This window comes from Gordonia sp. NPDC003950, from assembly GCF_053605205.1.
In genome coordinates, this window is the sequence record NZ_JBSGIT010000013.1 from 95,460 (window position 1) to 109,302 (window position 13,843).

General features: G+C 65.4%; 10 protein-coding genes. 7 read left to right on the forward strand and 3 right to left on the reverse strand.

The window, feature by feature from the left end:
- Positions 1-20 precede the first annotated feature (20 nt).
- Genes ACWETB_RS13430 through ACWETB_RS13440 form a run of 3 tightly spaced genes read left to right on the forward strand, consistent with a single transcriptional unit; the run spans position 21 to position 3,651 of the window.
- On the forward strand, positions 21-1,826 hold the full coding sequence (locus ACWETB_RS13430) for a circularly permuted type 2 ATP-grasp protein (RefSeq protein ID WP_452211581.1): 1,806 nt from the start codon (positions 21-23) through the stop codon (positions 1,824-1,826).
- The gene (locus ACWETB_RS13435; RefSeq protein ID WP_452211583.1) at positions 1,823-2,806 is read left to right on the forward strand and encodes an alpha-E domain-containing protein; all 984 of its coding nucleotides are present in this window, start codon (positions 1,823-1,825) and stop codon (positions 2,804-2,806) included. The genes ACWETB_RS13430 and ACWETB_RS13435 overlap by 4 nt, the downstream gene beginning before the upstream one ends.
- Positions 2,803-3,651 (forward strand): transglutaminase family protein, encoded by an 849-nt coding sequence (locus tag ACWETB_RS13440; protein WP_452211585.1) that lies wholly within the window; start codon positions 2,803-2,805, stop codon positions 3,649-3,651. Before ACWETB_RS13435 ends, ACWETB_RS13440 begins: the two co-directional genes overlap by 4 nt.
- A gap of 27 nt (positions 3,652-3,678) precedes the next feature.
- On the opposite strand, the gene ACWETB_RS13445 is transcribed toward ACWETB_RS13440, so the two are convergent.
- Together ACWETB_RS13445 and ACWETB_RS13450 are read right to left on the reverse strand one after the other, a co-directional pair.
- Complete coding sequence (locus tag ACWETB_RS13445) at positions 3,679-4,104, reverse strand: type II toxin-antitoxin system PemK/MazF family toxin (RefSeq protein ID WP_348807921.1); 426 nt, start codon at positions 4,102-4,104, stop codon at positions 3,679-3,681.
- On the reverse strand, positions 4,101-4,748 hold the full coding sequence (locus tag ACWETB_RS13450; protein ID WP_449743831.1) for an alpha/beta hydrolase family protein: 648 nt from the start codon (positions 4,746-4,748) through the stop codon (positions 4,101-4,103). The genes ACWETB_RS13445 and ACWETB_RS13450 overlap by 4 nt, the downstream gene beginning before the upstream one ends.
- Positions 4,749-4,993: 245 nt before the next feature.
- Here ACWETB_RS13450 and lepA point away from each other — a divergent pair, with 245 nt between their 5' ends.
- From lepA to ACWETB_RS13465, 3 genes are all read left to right on the forward strand, one after another.
- Positions 4,994-6,847: a translation elongation factor 4 gene (gene lepA / locus ACWETB_RS13455; RefSeq protein ID WP_348807923.1), complete on the forward strand. Its 1,854-nt coding sequence runs from the start codon at positions 4,994-4,996 to the stop codon at positions 6,845-6,847.
- The gene (locus tag ACWETB_RS13460; RefSeq protein WP_449743830.1) at positions 6,847-8,934 is read left to right on the forward strand and encodes a M3 family metallopeptidase; all 2,088 of its coding nucleotides are present in this window, start codon (positions 6,847-6,849) and stop codon (positions 8,932-8,934) included. The genes lepA and ACWETB_RS13460 overlap by 1 nt, the downstream gene beginning before the upstream one ends.
- 650 nt (positions 8,935-9,584) lie before the next feature.
- Entirely contained in the window at positions 9,585-11,231 is a 1,647-nt protein-coding gene (locus tag ACWETB_RS13465; protein ID WP_452211589.1) for an HNH endonuclease, read from the forward strand.
- A 161-nt stretch (positions 11,232-11,392) separates the two neighbouring features.
- On the opposite strand, the gene ACWETB_RS13470 is transcribed toward ACWETB_RS13465, so the two are convergent.
- Positions 11,393-13,333, reverse strand: a complete 1,941-nt coding sequence (locus ACWETB_RS13470) for a glycoside hydrolase family 15 protein (RefSeq protein ID WP_348808095.1) — start codon at positions 13,331-13,333, stop codon at positions 11,393-11,395.
- A 195-nt stretch (positions 13,334-13,528) separates the two neighbouring features.
- On the opposite strand from ACWETB_RS13470, the gene ACWETB_RS13475 reads away from it, so the two are divergent.
- Positions 13,529-13,729 carry a hypothetical protein gene (locus tag ACWETB_RS13475; protein ID WP_348807926.1) on the forward strand — a complete coding sequence of 67 codons (201 nt, stop codon included), beginning with the start codon at positions 13,529-13,531 and terminating at the stop codon, positions 13,727-13,729.
- Positions 13,730-13,843 lie beyond the last annotated feature (114 nt).

Sequence of the window (13,843 nt, forward strand, 5' to 3'; positions counted from 1 at the left end):
TCTGAGGCAACATGTCACCCATGAGCCCTACATCGACTGATTCGTCGGCCAAGAAGGCGCGCAAGACTGCCGCCGGAAAGGCCTCCACCCCGAAGTCCGCGGATGCCAAGTCGGCGTCGAATGGGCGGGGCGGTCGGTCGAAATCGGTCAAGGTATCCGAAAAGCCCACGGCAACAGGGATTTTCGCGGGATATGAGAATGCCAAGTCGTTCGGCCGGGCCTTTGACGAGATGTTCGACGCCGACGGCGAGGTCCGCCCGGCCTACCGCGGCATCTTCAAGGTCATGGCGCAATCCGAACGCGCCGACATCGACGCGCGTATCGACGCGCTCGGACGCGCCTTCATCGATCAGGGCGTCACCTTCTCGCTGTCGGGAAAGGAACGTCCCTTCCCGTTGGATGTTGTGCCACGCGTGATTTCGGCATCGGAGTGGTCCAAACTCGAGGCCGGGATCACCCAGCGGGTGCAGGCACTGGAACTGTTTCTCGACGACATCTACGGCGAGCAGGAGATCCTGCGTGACGGCGTGCTGCCCAAACGCCTGGTGCACTCGTGTGAACATTTCCATCGGCAGGCTGCAAACATCCGCCCGCCCAACGGCGTTCGTATCCACGTCGCCGGAATCGACCTGATCCGCGATGCCAACGGCGACTTCCGGGTGCTCGAGGACAACCTGAGATCACCCTCGGGCGTGTCCTACGTCATGGAGAACCGGCGCACCATGGCCCGGGTCTTCCCCGACCTGTTCTCCTCCCACCGGGTCCGGGCCGTCGCCGACTACCCCGGCCACCTGCTGCGCGCCCTGCGCGCGTCGGCGGCCTTCAACGAGGCCGATCCCAACATCGTCGTGCTCACCCCGGGTGTGGCCAACTCGGCCTACTTCGAGCATTCGCTGCTCGCCCGGCTCATGGGCGTCGAACTCGTCGAAGGCCGAGACCTGTTCTGTCGCGACAACGTCGTCTACATGCGCACCACCGAGGGTGAGCAACGCGTCGACGTGATCTACCGACGCATCGACGACGACTTCCTCGACCCGATGCAGTTCCGTCCGGATTCGATGCTCGGCGTGGCAGGCCTGCTCAACGCGGCACGGGCGGGCAACGTGGTGATCTCCTCGGCGGTCGGCAACGGCGTCGGCGACGACAAACTGATCTACACCTATGTGCCCGAGATCATCGACTATTACCTCGGTGAGAAACCGATCATCTCCAACGTCGACACCCTGCGGTGCTGGTTGCCCGAGGAATGCGAGGAGGTTCTCGATCGCATCGACGAACTCGTCGTCAAGCCGGTGGAGGGTTCCGGCGGATACGGGATCGTCTTCGGTCCCGACGCCACCAAGGCCGAACTCGACACCCTGGCACGCAAGGTCCGCAACGATCCGCGCGGCTGGATCGCGCAGCCGGTGGTGCAGTTGTCGACGGTGCCGACGAAGGCCGGCGATCAGCTCAGCCCGCGGCACGTGGATCTGCGGCCCTTCGCGGTCAACGACGGCGAGTCGGTGTGGGTGCTGCCCGGCGGGTTGACCCGAGTCGCCCTGCCGGAGGGGTCGCTGGTGGTCAACTCCAGCCAGGGCGGTGGATCCAAGGACACCTGGGTGCTGGCCTCACGCAGCTCCGAGGGGGAGCGTGAACTCGCCGGGGTGAAGGTCGTCAGCAAGCGGGGGGTGGCCGCGGCACGTCCGGCCGAGAGTGCCCCGGATCCGCTGCTCCAGCAGACGCAGCAACAACAGCAGTCGGGGCAGGGTCACCCGCAATCCCAGTCGCAGTCCCAATCCCAATCCCAGTCGCAGAAGCGTTCCCGACAAGGCGGTGATCTCCGATGATGCTCGCGCGTAACGCCGAGTCGCTCTACTGGATCGGACGGTACGTCGAACGAGCCGACGACATGGCCCGCATTCTCGACGTGGCGATTCATCAGCTGCTCGAGTACACCACGGCCGATGTCGACGAACATGTGCGCCTGGTGATCAAGGTCCTCGGTCTCGAGGTTCCCGACGTCGACGACGACCTCGACGTGTGGGCGCTGACCGAGCGGGTCGTCTACAACAAGGATGCCGTCGGATCGATCGTCGATCTGATCCGGTCGGCCCGCGAGAATGCCCGCGGCGCCCGGGAGGTCACCTCCAGCGAGATGTGGGAGTGCCTCAACACCACGTACAACGGCCTCGCCGACTCCGAGCGCCGGGCCCGGCGCCTCGGTCCGCACGAGTTCCTCAGCTACGTCAAGAATCGTGCCGCGATGTTCGCCGGCCTGGCCGACGCGACCCTCAGCCACGACGACGGCTACCGCTATCTGCTGCTGGGGAGGTCGGTGGAACGCGTCGACATGACCATCCGCATGCTGCTGGCCCGTGCCGGTGACCGGGCCGGTTCGCCCGCGTGGGTCAACGTGCTGGTGTCGGCGGGTGCCCACGACACCTTCCTGCGCACCTACCGAGGCGTGCTCAACGCCGAGAACATCGTCGAGTTCATGTTGCTCGATCGCCTGTTCCCGAGGTCGGTGTTCCATGCGCTGTCGGTTGCCGAACACAACCTCGCCGACCTGGAGAAGGGCCCCAGCCGCACCGGCGCCCAGGCCGAGGCGGTGCTGTTGCTGGGTCGGGCGCGTAGCTCGCTGGAATTCCTGGAGCCGGGTGATCTGCTCGACGGATTACAGGACCGTCTGCTCGACCTGCAGGACACCTGCCGAGCGGTCAACGAAGCCGTCACCGGCCAGTACTTCCATGTGTCGCCGTATGTGTCGTGGGCCGATGCCCGGGTGAGCGACGGCGAAGAGCACGTCATCGAGGAGAGTGAACTGTGAGCTGGCGACTGAGGGTCGTGCATTCGACGGGCTTCGCCTACAAGAGTCCGGTGACCTCGTCGTACAACGAGGCCCGGTTGACTCCGCGCAGCGACAACCGGCAGAACGTCATCGTCAACCGTGTCGAGACGGTGCCGGCCACCCGTTCCTACCGCTACACCGACTACTGGGGGTCGGCGGTCACCGCCTTCGACCTGCACGCCCCGCACGAGGAACTCGAGGTGTCGGGGATGTCGGTGGTGGAGACCGAGCCCGGCGAACGCCCCGATGATGACCGCAAACGCGATTGGGAGGGCATCCGCAACGCGGAGGTCGAGGACCGCTACGACGAGATGCTGTCCAACACCGCCTATGTGCCACGCAACCGGTCGCTGGTGGCCACTGCCCGGCGCCTGACCAAGGGGCTGGATCCGGAGGAGGCGGTGGAAACGATCTGCCGGTACGTCCACCAGGAGATGGAGTACGTTCCGGGCACCACCGGCGTGCATACCACCGCCGTCGACGCGTGGAACGAACGCAAGGGTGTGTGCCAGGACTACGCCCACCTGACGCTGCTGATGCTGCGTGGCCTGGGCATCCCGTCGCGATACGTCTCGGGCTATCTGCATCCGAAACCGAATGCGGCGATCAACAAGACCGTCGAGGGCCAGAGTCACGCGTGGATCGAGGCATGGACCGGTGGTTGGTGGGGGTACGACCCGACCAACGACACCCCGATCAGCGAACAGCATGTGTCGGTGGGTGTCGGACGCGACTACTCCGACGTGTCGCCGCTCAAGGGCATCTACACCGGTGGTCAGGCCACCGATCTCGACGTCGTCGTAGAGATCACCCGACTGGCCTGAGCCGCGGGCCCTCAGGGCCGGCCGTGCTCAGGCCCAGCCGTATTCGCTGCGCAGCCGGGCGGCGATGCGATCGAAGCGCGCGCGCTCGAGGATCGCGCCCTCGCGACGGATGCCGGTTTCGGCGACGAGGATGATGCGGTCGAGGCGGACGAAACTGTCGCGGCCCTCGGCATCCCATGTGCCGCTGCCGAGTTCCATCCAGTTCTCGTCGTCGCGCCGGCGGTCCCGGCTCGACAACATCAGCCCGAGCAGCATGTCGTCGGCGTCGGCGTCGGCGCGGGCGGTGCGGCCCATCACCAGGACCGGCCGGTCCTTGCCCTGATGCGGGTCGTCCTCGTACACCACCCACGTCCACACGATTTCGCCCGGGTCGGCTGCGCCGTCGATGTCAGGGGCGTAGACGACGTGGCGCGCGAGGTCGGCAGTGGGCCGGTATTGCGGCGTCGGGGTCATCGGGTTCCTCCGGTGAGCAGGTCGGCGACCGCGTCGGCGGCCAGGGGAGCGGTGGGCTTGCGGTCGGGTTTGAGGTCGTGCCCGGCCTTGTCGATCTCGACGAGTCGGTGCGGCGCACCGATCAGTGCGATGGCGGCGGTGATCTCGTCGGTGGTGGCGAACGGGTCGGTCGAGCCGTGCACGATCACCGTCGGGACGCTGATGTCGGGCAGGTGCTCGGTACGGGCCCGTTCGGGTTTGCCGGGCGGATGCAACGGGTAGCTGCTGAGGAGCAACAGGTCCGCGCCGCCGCCGTCCTCGGCGATCACCATCGACGCCTGGCGTCCGCCGTAGGAGTGCCCACCGACGACGAGCGGCCCGGACGCCTCGTCGCGCAGCAGTGTGATCGCCGCGCGGATGCCGTCGCGGTCGGCGGCGGCCGTCGACGGACTCGGTGGGCCCTTGGGTCGTCGTTGCCGATACGGCAGGTCGATTCGCGCCACCGCATAGCCGCGGCGGCAGAACTCGTCGGCGTAGGCGTGCAGGATCTTCGCGTCACGATTGCCGCCGGCGCCGTGGGCGAGGATCACGACGCCGATCGGTTCGGTGTCGGGTCGGTGCACATCGGCGACGACGCCGTCGGCGGAGCGGGACTCGGTGATCATGCCAGCCAACTTAATTCAGTGGGTCGAGGGAATTGTCCGCGGTCGTCGAAGTCGATCCGCTCGTCGTCGTCATGGCGGACCTCACGCCACCCGACGGGGCGTGAACCGTACCGCCACCGCTGCGTTCTCGGTGTACGCCTGTCAAGGCTGAGGGGCAGTGAGTGGCGTCGAGTTCGCTGGGACGGGTGGCGGCGTGAGAAACTCAGAGGTGATATGTGCCGGTGTCCCGGCCCGCCGTCCAAGGAGTGAGTGACATCCCCAGTTTCGCCGACACCACCTTCACCAATCCCGCGCAGATCCGGAACTTCTGCATCATCGCCCACATCGACCATGGCAAGTCGACGCTGGCCGACCGCATGCTGCAGTTGACCGGCGTCGTCGAGGAACGTGAGATGCGTGCCCAGTACCTCGACCGGATGGACATCGAGCGGGAACGCGGCATCACCATCAAGGCGCAGAACGTCCGGCTGCCCTGGAAGGTCGGCGACGACGACTACGTCCTGCACCTCATCGACACCCCCGGCCACGTCGACTTCACCTACGAGGTGTCGCGGGCGCTCGAGGCATGCGAGGGTGCGGTGCTGCTCGTCGACGCGGCCCAGGGGATCGAGGCGCAGACCCTGGCCAATCTGTACCTGGCGATGGAGAACGACCTCACCATCATCCCGGTGCTCAACAAGATCGACCTGCCCGCCGCCGACCCCGACCGGTACGCCGGCGAGATCGCGCACATCATCGGATGCGAACCCGACGAGGTGCTGCGGGTGTCCGGCAAGACCGGTGCGGGTGTCCCGGAGTTGCTCGACGAGGTGATCCGGCAGGTACCGGCGCCGCAGGGTGATCCCGACGCCCCGGCCCGCGCGATGATCTTCGACTCCGTCTACGACACCTACCGGGGCGTGGTCACCTACGTGCGTGTGGTCGACGGCAAGATCGTGCCCCGCGAGAAGATCGCGATGATGTCGACCGGCGCCACCCACGAACTGCTCGAGGTGGGCATCGTCTCGCCGGAGCCGAAACCGTCCAAGGGACTCGGCGTCGGCGAGGTCGGTTACCTCATCACCGGCGTGAAGGACGTGCGTCAGTCCAAGGTCGGTGACACGGTGACCACCGCCCGGCACGGCGCCACCGAGCCGCTGACCGGCTACCGGGAACCGCGTCCGATGGTCTACTCGGGTCTGTACCCGGTGGACGGATCGGACTATCCGGTGCTTCGCGACGCCTTGGACAAGCTGCAACTCAATGACGCCGCACTCACCTACGAGCCAGAGACCTCCGTGGCGCTGGGGTTCGGATTCCGTTGCGGTTTCCTGGGTTTGCTGCACATGGAGATCACCCGGGAACGCCTCGAGCGTGAGTTCGACCTGAACCTGATCTCCACTGCCCCCAACGTCGTTTATCGGGTGGTCATGGAGGACGGCGAAGAGCACGTCGTGACCAATCCGTCGGACTGGCCGGACGGCAAGGCCCGCAACATCTTCGAGCCCATCGTCAAGACCACCATCATCGCACCGAGTGAGTTCATCGGCGCGATCATGGAACTGTGTCAGTCGCGGCGTGGTGAACTGGGCGGGATGGATTACCTGTCGGAAACCCGCGTCGAGATGCGGTACACGATGCCGATGGCCGAGATCATCTTCGACTTCTTCGACTCGCTGAAATCGCGGACACGCGGTTATGCCAGCCTCGACTACGAGGAGGCCGGTGAGCAGGAGGCCGACCTGGTGAAGGTCGACATCCTGCTGCAGGGTGAGGCGGTCGACGCATTCAGTGCCATCGTGCACCGCGACGCGGCGTTCACTTACGGCAACAAGATGGCCACCAAACTCAAGGAACTCATCCCGCGGCAGCAGTTCGAGGTGCCGGTGCAGGCCGCCATCGGCTCGAAGATCATTGCGCGCGAGAATATCCGGGCAATCCGCAAGGACGTGCTCGCCAAGTGTTACGGCGGCGACATCAGCCGCAAGCGCAAGCTGCTCGAGAAGCAGAAGGAAGGCAAGAAGCGCATGAAGACCATCGGTCGCGTGGATGTGCCGCAGGAGGCGTTCGTTGCGGCGTTGTCGACCGACTCGATGGGTGACAAACCGAAGGGGAAGTGATGACCTCAGCCGGACCTGCAGTCAACCCTGTTCTCGCCCATAGCGATCTGCCGCACGGATTACCGGACTTCGCGTCGATCACCGACGACGATTTTCTGCCGGCGTTCGGTGAGGCGATGGCCACGCATCTCGACGAGATCGCCGAGATTGCCGGCAACCCGGTGGCGCCCACCTTCGCCAACACCATCGAGGCGCTGGAGTTCTCCGGCCGCGACCTGGCGCGGGCCTCGGGAATCTTCTTCAATCTCGTCGGCCCGGATACGAATCCGAAGCGCAACGAGATCTCGCAGGAGCTCTCGACCCGGCTGACCGATCATGCGAACTCCATCGCGATGAATCCGGAACTGTTCAAACGGATCTCATCTCTGCACGAGAAGGCCGACGATCTCGGCCTGACCGAGGCGCAGCGGCGGCTGCTCGATACTCGTTACCGCGACGCGGTGCGGGCGGGCGCCGGACTCAACGGGACCGAGCAGGATGAGATGCGTCAGATCTCGTCGCGTCTGGCGTATCTGAGCACCACGTTCTCGCAGAAGATCCTTGACGACACCAACGATTCGGCGGTCCTCGTCACCGACGTCGCGGAACTCGCGGGGATGACGAAGGGAGCGATCGCCTCGGCCCGCCGTGCCGCGGCGGACGCCGGCCACGAATCGGGTTACCTTCTGACGTTGGAACTCCCGACCAGTCAGTCGGTGCTGACCGAGTTGGGTGATGCCGGCACGCGGCAGCGGGTGTTCGACGCATCGGTCGGTCGGTGTTCGCGTGGCAATGACTTCGATACGCGCGAGACCGTTCTGGAGATCGTGCGCCTGCGGGCGCGGCGTGCCGAGTTGCTCGGGTACCGCGATCATGCGGGGTACGTCATCGCCGAACAGACGGCACCGAATCCGGCGGCCGTCGATGATCTTCTCGGCGAACTGATCACGGCTGCGATGCGTGCCGGTGGTGCCGAACTCACCACCCTGACCGAGTTCGCGCGTTCGGTCGACCCCAATGCGAAGATCGGGGCCGCCGACGTCACGTATTGGCTTGCACGACAGCGGCGGTCGTCGTCGGAGATCGACCTCGATGCCTTCGCCGACTACTGCGAACTCGACACCGTGATCACCCGCGGGGTGTTCTACGCGGCGGGCAAGCTCTACGGACTGAGCTTCACCGAACGACCCGATCTGCACGCCTACCATCCCGACGTCCGCGTGTGGGAGGTCTTCGACGAGCACGGCACGAGCATCGGGTTATTCCTCGGTGACTACTTCGCGCGGCCGTCCAAGCGGGGCGGGGCATGGATGAGCAACATCGTCGATCAGTCGACGATCCTGGCAACCCAGCCGATCATCGTCAACGTGCTCAATGTGCCCAAGCCGGACGGGGATTCACCGGCACTACTGAGTATCGATCAGCTCACCACCCTGTTCCACGAATTCGGCCACGCACTGCACGGGCTGCTGTCGGCGGTGGACTATCCCTCGCAGTCGGGAACGTCGGTGCCCAGGGACTTTGTCGAATTCCCGTCGCAGGTCAACGAGATGTGGGCATTGCATCCCGACGTCCTGGCGAACTATGCACGCCACTACGAGACCGGAGAATCCATCCCGACAGAACTCGCGGACGCGGCGCGCGCGAACGCGGGCGCCGACACCGCGCACGGCACCATCGAATACCTGGCTGCCTCTGCCCTCGACCTGGCCTGGCATCGGCTTTCCGTCGAGCAGGCCGCGGCCGTCGACGATGTGGAGGTGTTCGAGGCCACCGCATTACGTGAGGCCGGTGTGGGTACCGAGTTGATCCCACCGCGGTACCGCAGCGCCTACTTCAACCACATCTTCGGTGGCGGCTACTCGGCCGGTTACTACTCCTACATCTGGTCCGAGGTTCTCGACGCCGAGACCGAACAGTGGTTCCTCGCCGAGGGCGGCTTGCTACGCAACAACGGCAAACGCTTCGCCGACTCGACGTTGTCGCGCGGCGACAGCGTGGATCCACTTGTGGCGCATGAGCATCTGATCGGTCATACGCCGCAGATCGGTCCGTTGATGCGTCGGCGCGGGTTGGTGGCGGCCGGTTCGGAGTCGGGCGGGGCGTGACCCTTCTCGAGCGGTATCGGGCGGGGGTCGCCTTGCGGTGTGGCACGAACTTCGTCAGCTCGGCGGCTCCGTCCGTCACCCAGACGTTCTCGAAGACGCCCAGAGTGTCTGCGACGAGATGGCCGGTCGAGCGGTTCGTAGCGGCTCCCGATCGGCTCCACAAGGCCAGTATCAGTGGCGGCGCTCCCTAAGGTTTCTTCCTGCCCGATCGATCGGCCAGAGGACCCTGGTCGCCGACGACTTTCAGATGCCGTTCGTCGGTACTTGAACAGGGTCTTTGCGAGTGGGGATTCCCAGATCCCGCAGACCCGTCTGGTCCTGGCATGCGGATTTGTAGGCAGCTTTCCGAAGGCATGCTCAAGCTCTGAGGATGAGCGGGCCGATCCACCTGTCCCGCCGGCCGAGCCGGCCTTTCCGTCGGTCGAGTCGGTCCGGAGCGATAGCCGCCGCGTTGAGCTCCGTCGAAACGGAGGATCGTGTCGAGAATCCGCAGCCCGACAGCGAAACCATCCTGCCGCCAACCGAACACAGATCTGCTGACGCGGACAGCGTTCACCCCCAAACGCTTCCGCGCCGAAGAAACTTGTCGGTGGTCGTCGCTACACTTGAGTCAGTTCAGTTGGAGCGACCGAGCAGAGGGGGTGAACATCATGGCCGACACCACAATTCGCACGACTACCGCGCCGGAACTGTCGATGACCGCCGACGACGCGGCCTTGATCGATCACCTTCCTGTCGAGCAGGCCACCGCTCTGGCCCGATCGTTGCAACGCCAGGAACGGCAGGTGATCGCCCGGAAGGTGCTGTCGGCGGCGCGGGTCGGGTACGCCGTGTACGACGAGATGCTGCTGTCGGGTCATCAGACCAACGTGCACACCACCGGTGGCGTCGACAAGGCTGCGACCGGCAAGGTGTCGGCCGCGCTGGGTGTGTCGGTGCCGCAGGCCACCGCGTGGATGAGGTTGAGTTTCTTGCTGTCGACGCTTCCGACGGTGACCGCGGCGTTCTTGGCCGGTGACCAGTCGTTGGAACGTATCCGCATCATCGCCGACGAGATCGTCGTGCTGTCCGATGACGATGTGCGTGCGTTCGCCGAAACCCGTGCACTGCAACTGGCCGGACGTAATCAGGCGGATACGACATTGCGGGATCAGGTCGCCGAGATGGTGATCGCGCTGGATCCCGACGGTGCCGCCGACCGCCGCGAGGAAGCTGCCGCACGCGATCAGAACGTGCGGGTCCGTCGGGACACCAACGCGCACTGCAGCATCTCCGTCTACGCCCCCGGCGAGATGGGTGCGCATCTGGCGGCGCGGATCGCACAGATGATCAGTCAGCGGATCTGCCCACGTGATCCACGCCGCCGCGGACAGGTGCAGGTCGCGGCATTCGCCGAAATCCAAGGACTACCCGGCGCGTACCTGTCGTGTGAATGCGGGCGGGGTGACTGCTCGCGCGCGATCCCGCTGCCGGAAGAACCCAGTAGCCTGACCGACCTCGACATCGACCCCGACGCGACTGATCTGTCTGGCGATGTCGAAGCCGAGCGCGGTGAGGCTGACGAGACCACCGAACCCGAGACGACCGACGATCCCGAGACGGTCACCGACGACGACGCTGATTGTGACGACGCTGATTGTGCGGCAACAGATACCGTCGAGGCGCACCCCAACACCGAATCCGACACCGACACCGACACCGACACCGAACCCGAAAACGATTTGCAGTTGTCGCTGTCGTTGATCACCGATCCGTCCGGGCAGCGGGAAGCCCGGCTGGAATACTTCGGCGTGATTGACGAAGCTCACGCCCGAACGCTGATCAATTCGGGACAGCTGGTGACCGTCACCGAGTTTCCCACCCTGGACATACCCACCATCAGCACCGCCACCTCGCTGGAACGGATACCGGCGGCCTGGCGTCGCCTCGACGACCCGTTCCCCACAACCCCGATCGACCCGACCGGACACGGCGGCTATCTCCTCCCACCACCGGGTGCGTTGACATATCGGATCCCGGCCTGGTTGCGGGAGAAGATCATCGAATTGGATGGCACCTGCCGGTATCCGCAGTGCGGGCGGCCGGCCAGTGACTGCCAGATCGATCACCTGGTGAAGTTCGTGCACCGCGATCCGATCACCGGTGGCTGGACGGTGGAATTCAACCTGATGCCGCTGTGTACCCCGGACCACCAACGAAAACACATGGGCTTGCTGATCCCCACCATGCTCGCCGATCGGGCGGTCATCTGGCGCGACCCCGTCACCGGGGAAACCATCACCACCTACCCGCGGTAGGCGGCTGCCGTCGGCCTACCGTCGGGTGGTGCTGCGCTGCAATCGGTTTCCGGCATCAGGTTGCGAAAGTGGCCTCGACCTCGACAAGCTCGGCCCGGCGGACACGCCACGGGCTCGCAAGCTCGCACGAGCGTTGCACTGAGACCAGCGGGCGCACCGACTCAGTGATTGGCCGGCTGGAACTGCCCATGGCTGGCGGCCTCCTCAGCGCGGATGACGTGCATGACCGCGTTGATCAACGCCAGGTGGGTGAAGGCCTGCGGGAAGTTTCCCAGGTGCTGACCGGTCTTGGCGTCGATCTCCTCGGCGTACAACTTCAGTGGACTCGAGTACGACAACAGCCTCTCGCACAAGGTCTTTGCGCGTTCCAACTCGCCAATCTCGACCAACGCCGACACCAGCCAGAAGGAGCAGATGGTGAAGGTGCCCTCCTCGCCGGACAGGCCGTCGTCGGTCTCCTCGACCTTGTAGCGCAGGACGAGGCCGTTATCGGTGAGTTCCTCGGCAATGGCCAGGACGGTGTTGCGGACGCGGTAGTCGTCCGATGGCAGGAATCGCAGAAGCGGAACCAGGAGCAGCGAGGCGTCCAGAGCGTCGTCGCCGTAGCGTTGGGTGAACACGCCGCGGTCGTTGACGCCGAACGCGAGGATGTCCTCCCGGATCTCATCGGCGATCTCCGCCCACTCCCGGGCGTACTCCTTCTCCTCGTGCAACGCCGCGAGTCGGGCGCCGCGGTCGAGGGCCACCCAGCACATCACCTTCGACGAGGTGAAGTGCTGCGGTTCACCGCGGACCTCCCAGATGCCGCGATCGGGCTTGCGCCAGTTGCGAACCGCCTCGTCGACCTGCGCCTTGAGCACCGGCCACAGCGTCTCTGGCACCGACTCGCTGGACTTGGTGTTGAGGTACACGGAGTCGAGCATCGTGCCCCAGATGTCATGCTGCGCCTGGTTGTACGCGCCGTTGCCGATCCGCACCGGTCGGGCGCCGTCGTAGCCGGTCAGGTGCCCGAGTTCCTCCTCCTCCAGGGTGCGTTCGCCACCCACCCCGTACATCACCTGCAGCGGATGCTGTTCGCCGCTGGTCACGCCGGAGACGTCGGCGATGAAGGAGAAGAAGTCGTCGGCCTCGCGGTCGAGGCCCAGGGTGTAGAGCCCCCACAGTGCGAAGGTCGAATCACGCACCCAGGCGTACCGATAGTCCCAATTGCGTTCGCCGTGAGGTGTTTCCGGCAGTGATGTGGTGGCCGCGGCCAACAGTGCGCCGGTCGGGGAGTAGGTCAGCCCCTTGAGCGTCAACGCGGAACGCTGCAGATGTGTACGCCACGGATGGTCGGGGAAGGACCCGATGTTGATCCACTGCCGCCAGCATTCGGAGGTGGCCCACATCTTCTGCGCGGCCTCGGTGAAGTTCTGCGGGGCGGGCTGTTTGGACCAACTCAGGGCGACGAACCGGTCGTCACCCTCGACCAGCCGGGTCCGCGCCCGAGCCTCGCGACCCTCGAGGCCGAGCCGCAGATCGGTGGTCAACTTCAGTGTCGGACAGGTGGCGTCGGTGTTGATGGCCGTGGCGATCGCCTCGCCGTACGCGGGACCCGAGTACTCCCACTTCGTGCGGGCACGGTGATAGTCGAAGGCCGGTTCGCAACTCATCGCCAACTCGACGGTGCCCGACACGCAGCGCACGGTGCGGAGCAGGATGTGCTCGGCGTCCCAATCGGTCGGTGTACGGCGATGAGTGGTCGAGCGGCGCTCGTTGTCATGCCAGGGGCCCATCACCAGCGCGTCACGCACGACGATCCACCCGGTGTCGGTCTGCCAGGTGGTCTCCACCATCAGGCTGCCCGGCAGATACCGACGATCGACGGGAACGTTCACGCCGTACGGCGCAAGACGGAAGTGGCCCGCGCTGCGATCGAGGATCGCCCCGAACACACTCGGCGAGTCGGGTCGTGGTGCGCACATCCATTCCACTGACCCGTTGCGGGCGATGAGACAGTTCGTCTCGGTGTCGGAGAGGAACGCGTAGTCGCCGATCGGCGGGAAGGAGGTGACGGTATGCGTCGCCGGGGAGAAGGCTGCGGCCTCCGGCTCGACCGGCATGGGCGGTACATCCGGCTCGGCCACCGCCGCATCGGTGATATCCGAGTCGAGGGCGGAGTCGTCTGTGGCCGTCATGGATATATCATTGCGACCGGTCCGCAATGCCGCTACTTGAGTGGCGACGGCCGGATCGGAGAGTTCGAATCAGGCTGAATGAAAGTCCACAGCCGAGCGGGGACTGACGAGGTGATGGGTGTGAACGGGGTACTCGCCTGGTGGGACGGTGTCGAGGAATGGCTGACCGGTCTGGCCTTCGTTCCCCAACTCCTGGTCACCCTGGTGGTCCTGGTTCCCTGCGCCATCGCCGCCGCGATCGCGCTGAATGCGCTGGTCGACGGCGTGATGTCGGTGATTGATCGTCGCCGGTTCGCCGACGACGACCAGAAAGGTTTGTAGGTGGTGTTCCGCTCGCGTGTGACCTGGGCGCTCGTCGCGCTCATCGTTCTCGTTCTCTTGGCCTGGCTCCTCACTCGATAGCACCTTCCGCCGGCGAGGGCCAGAAGGTTGCTC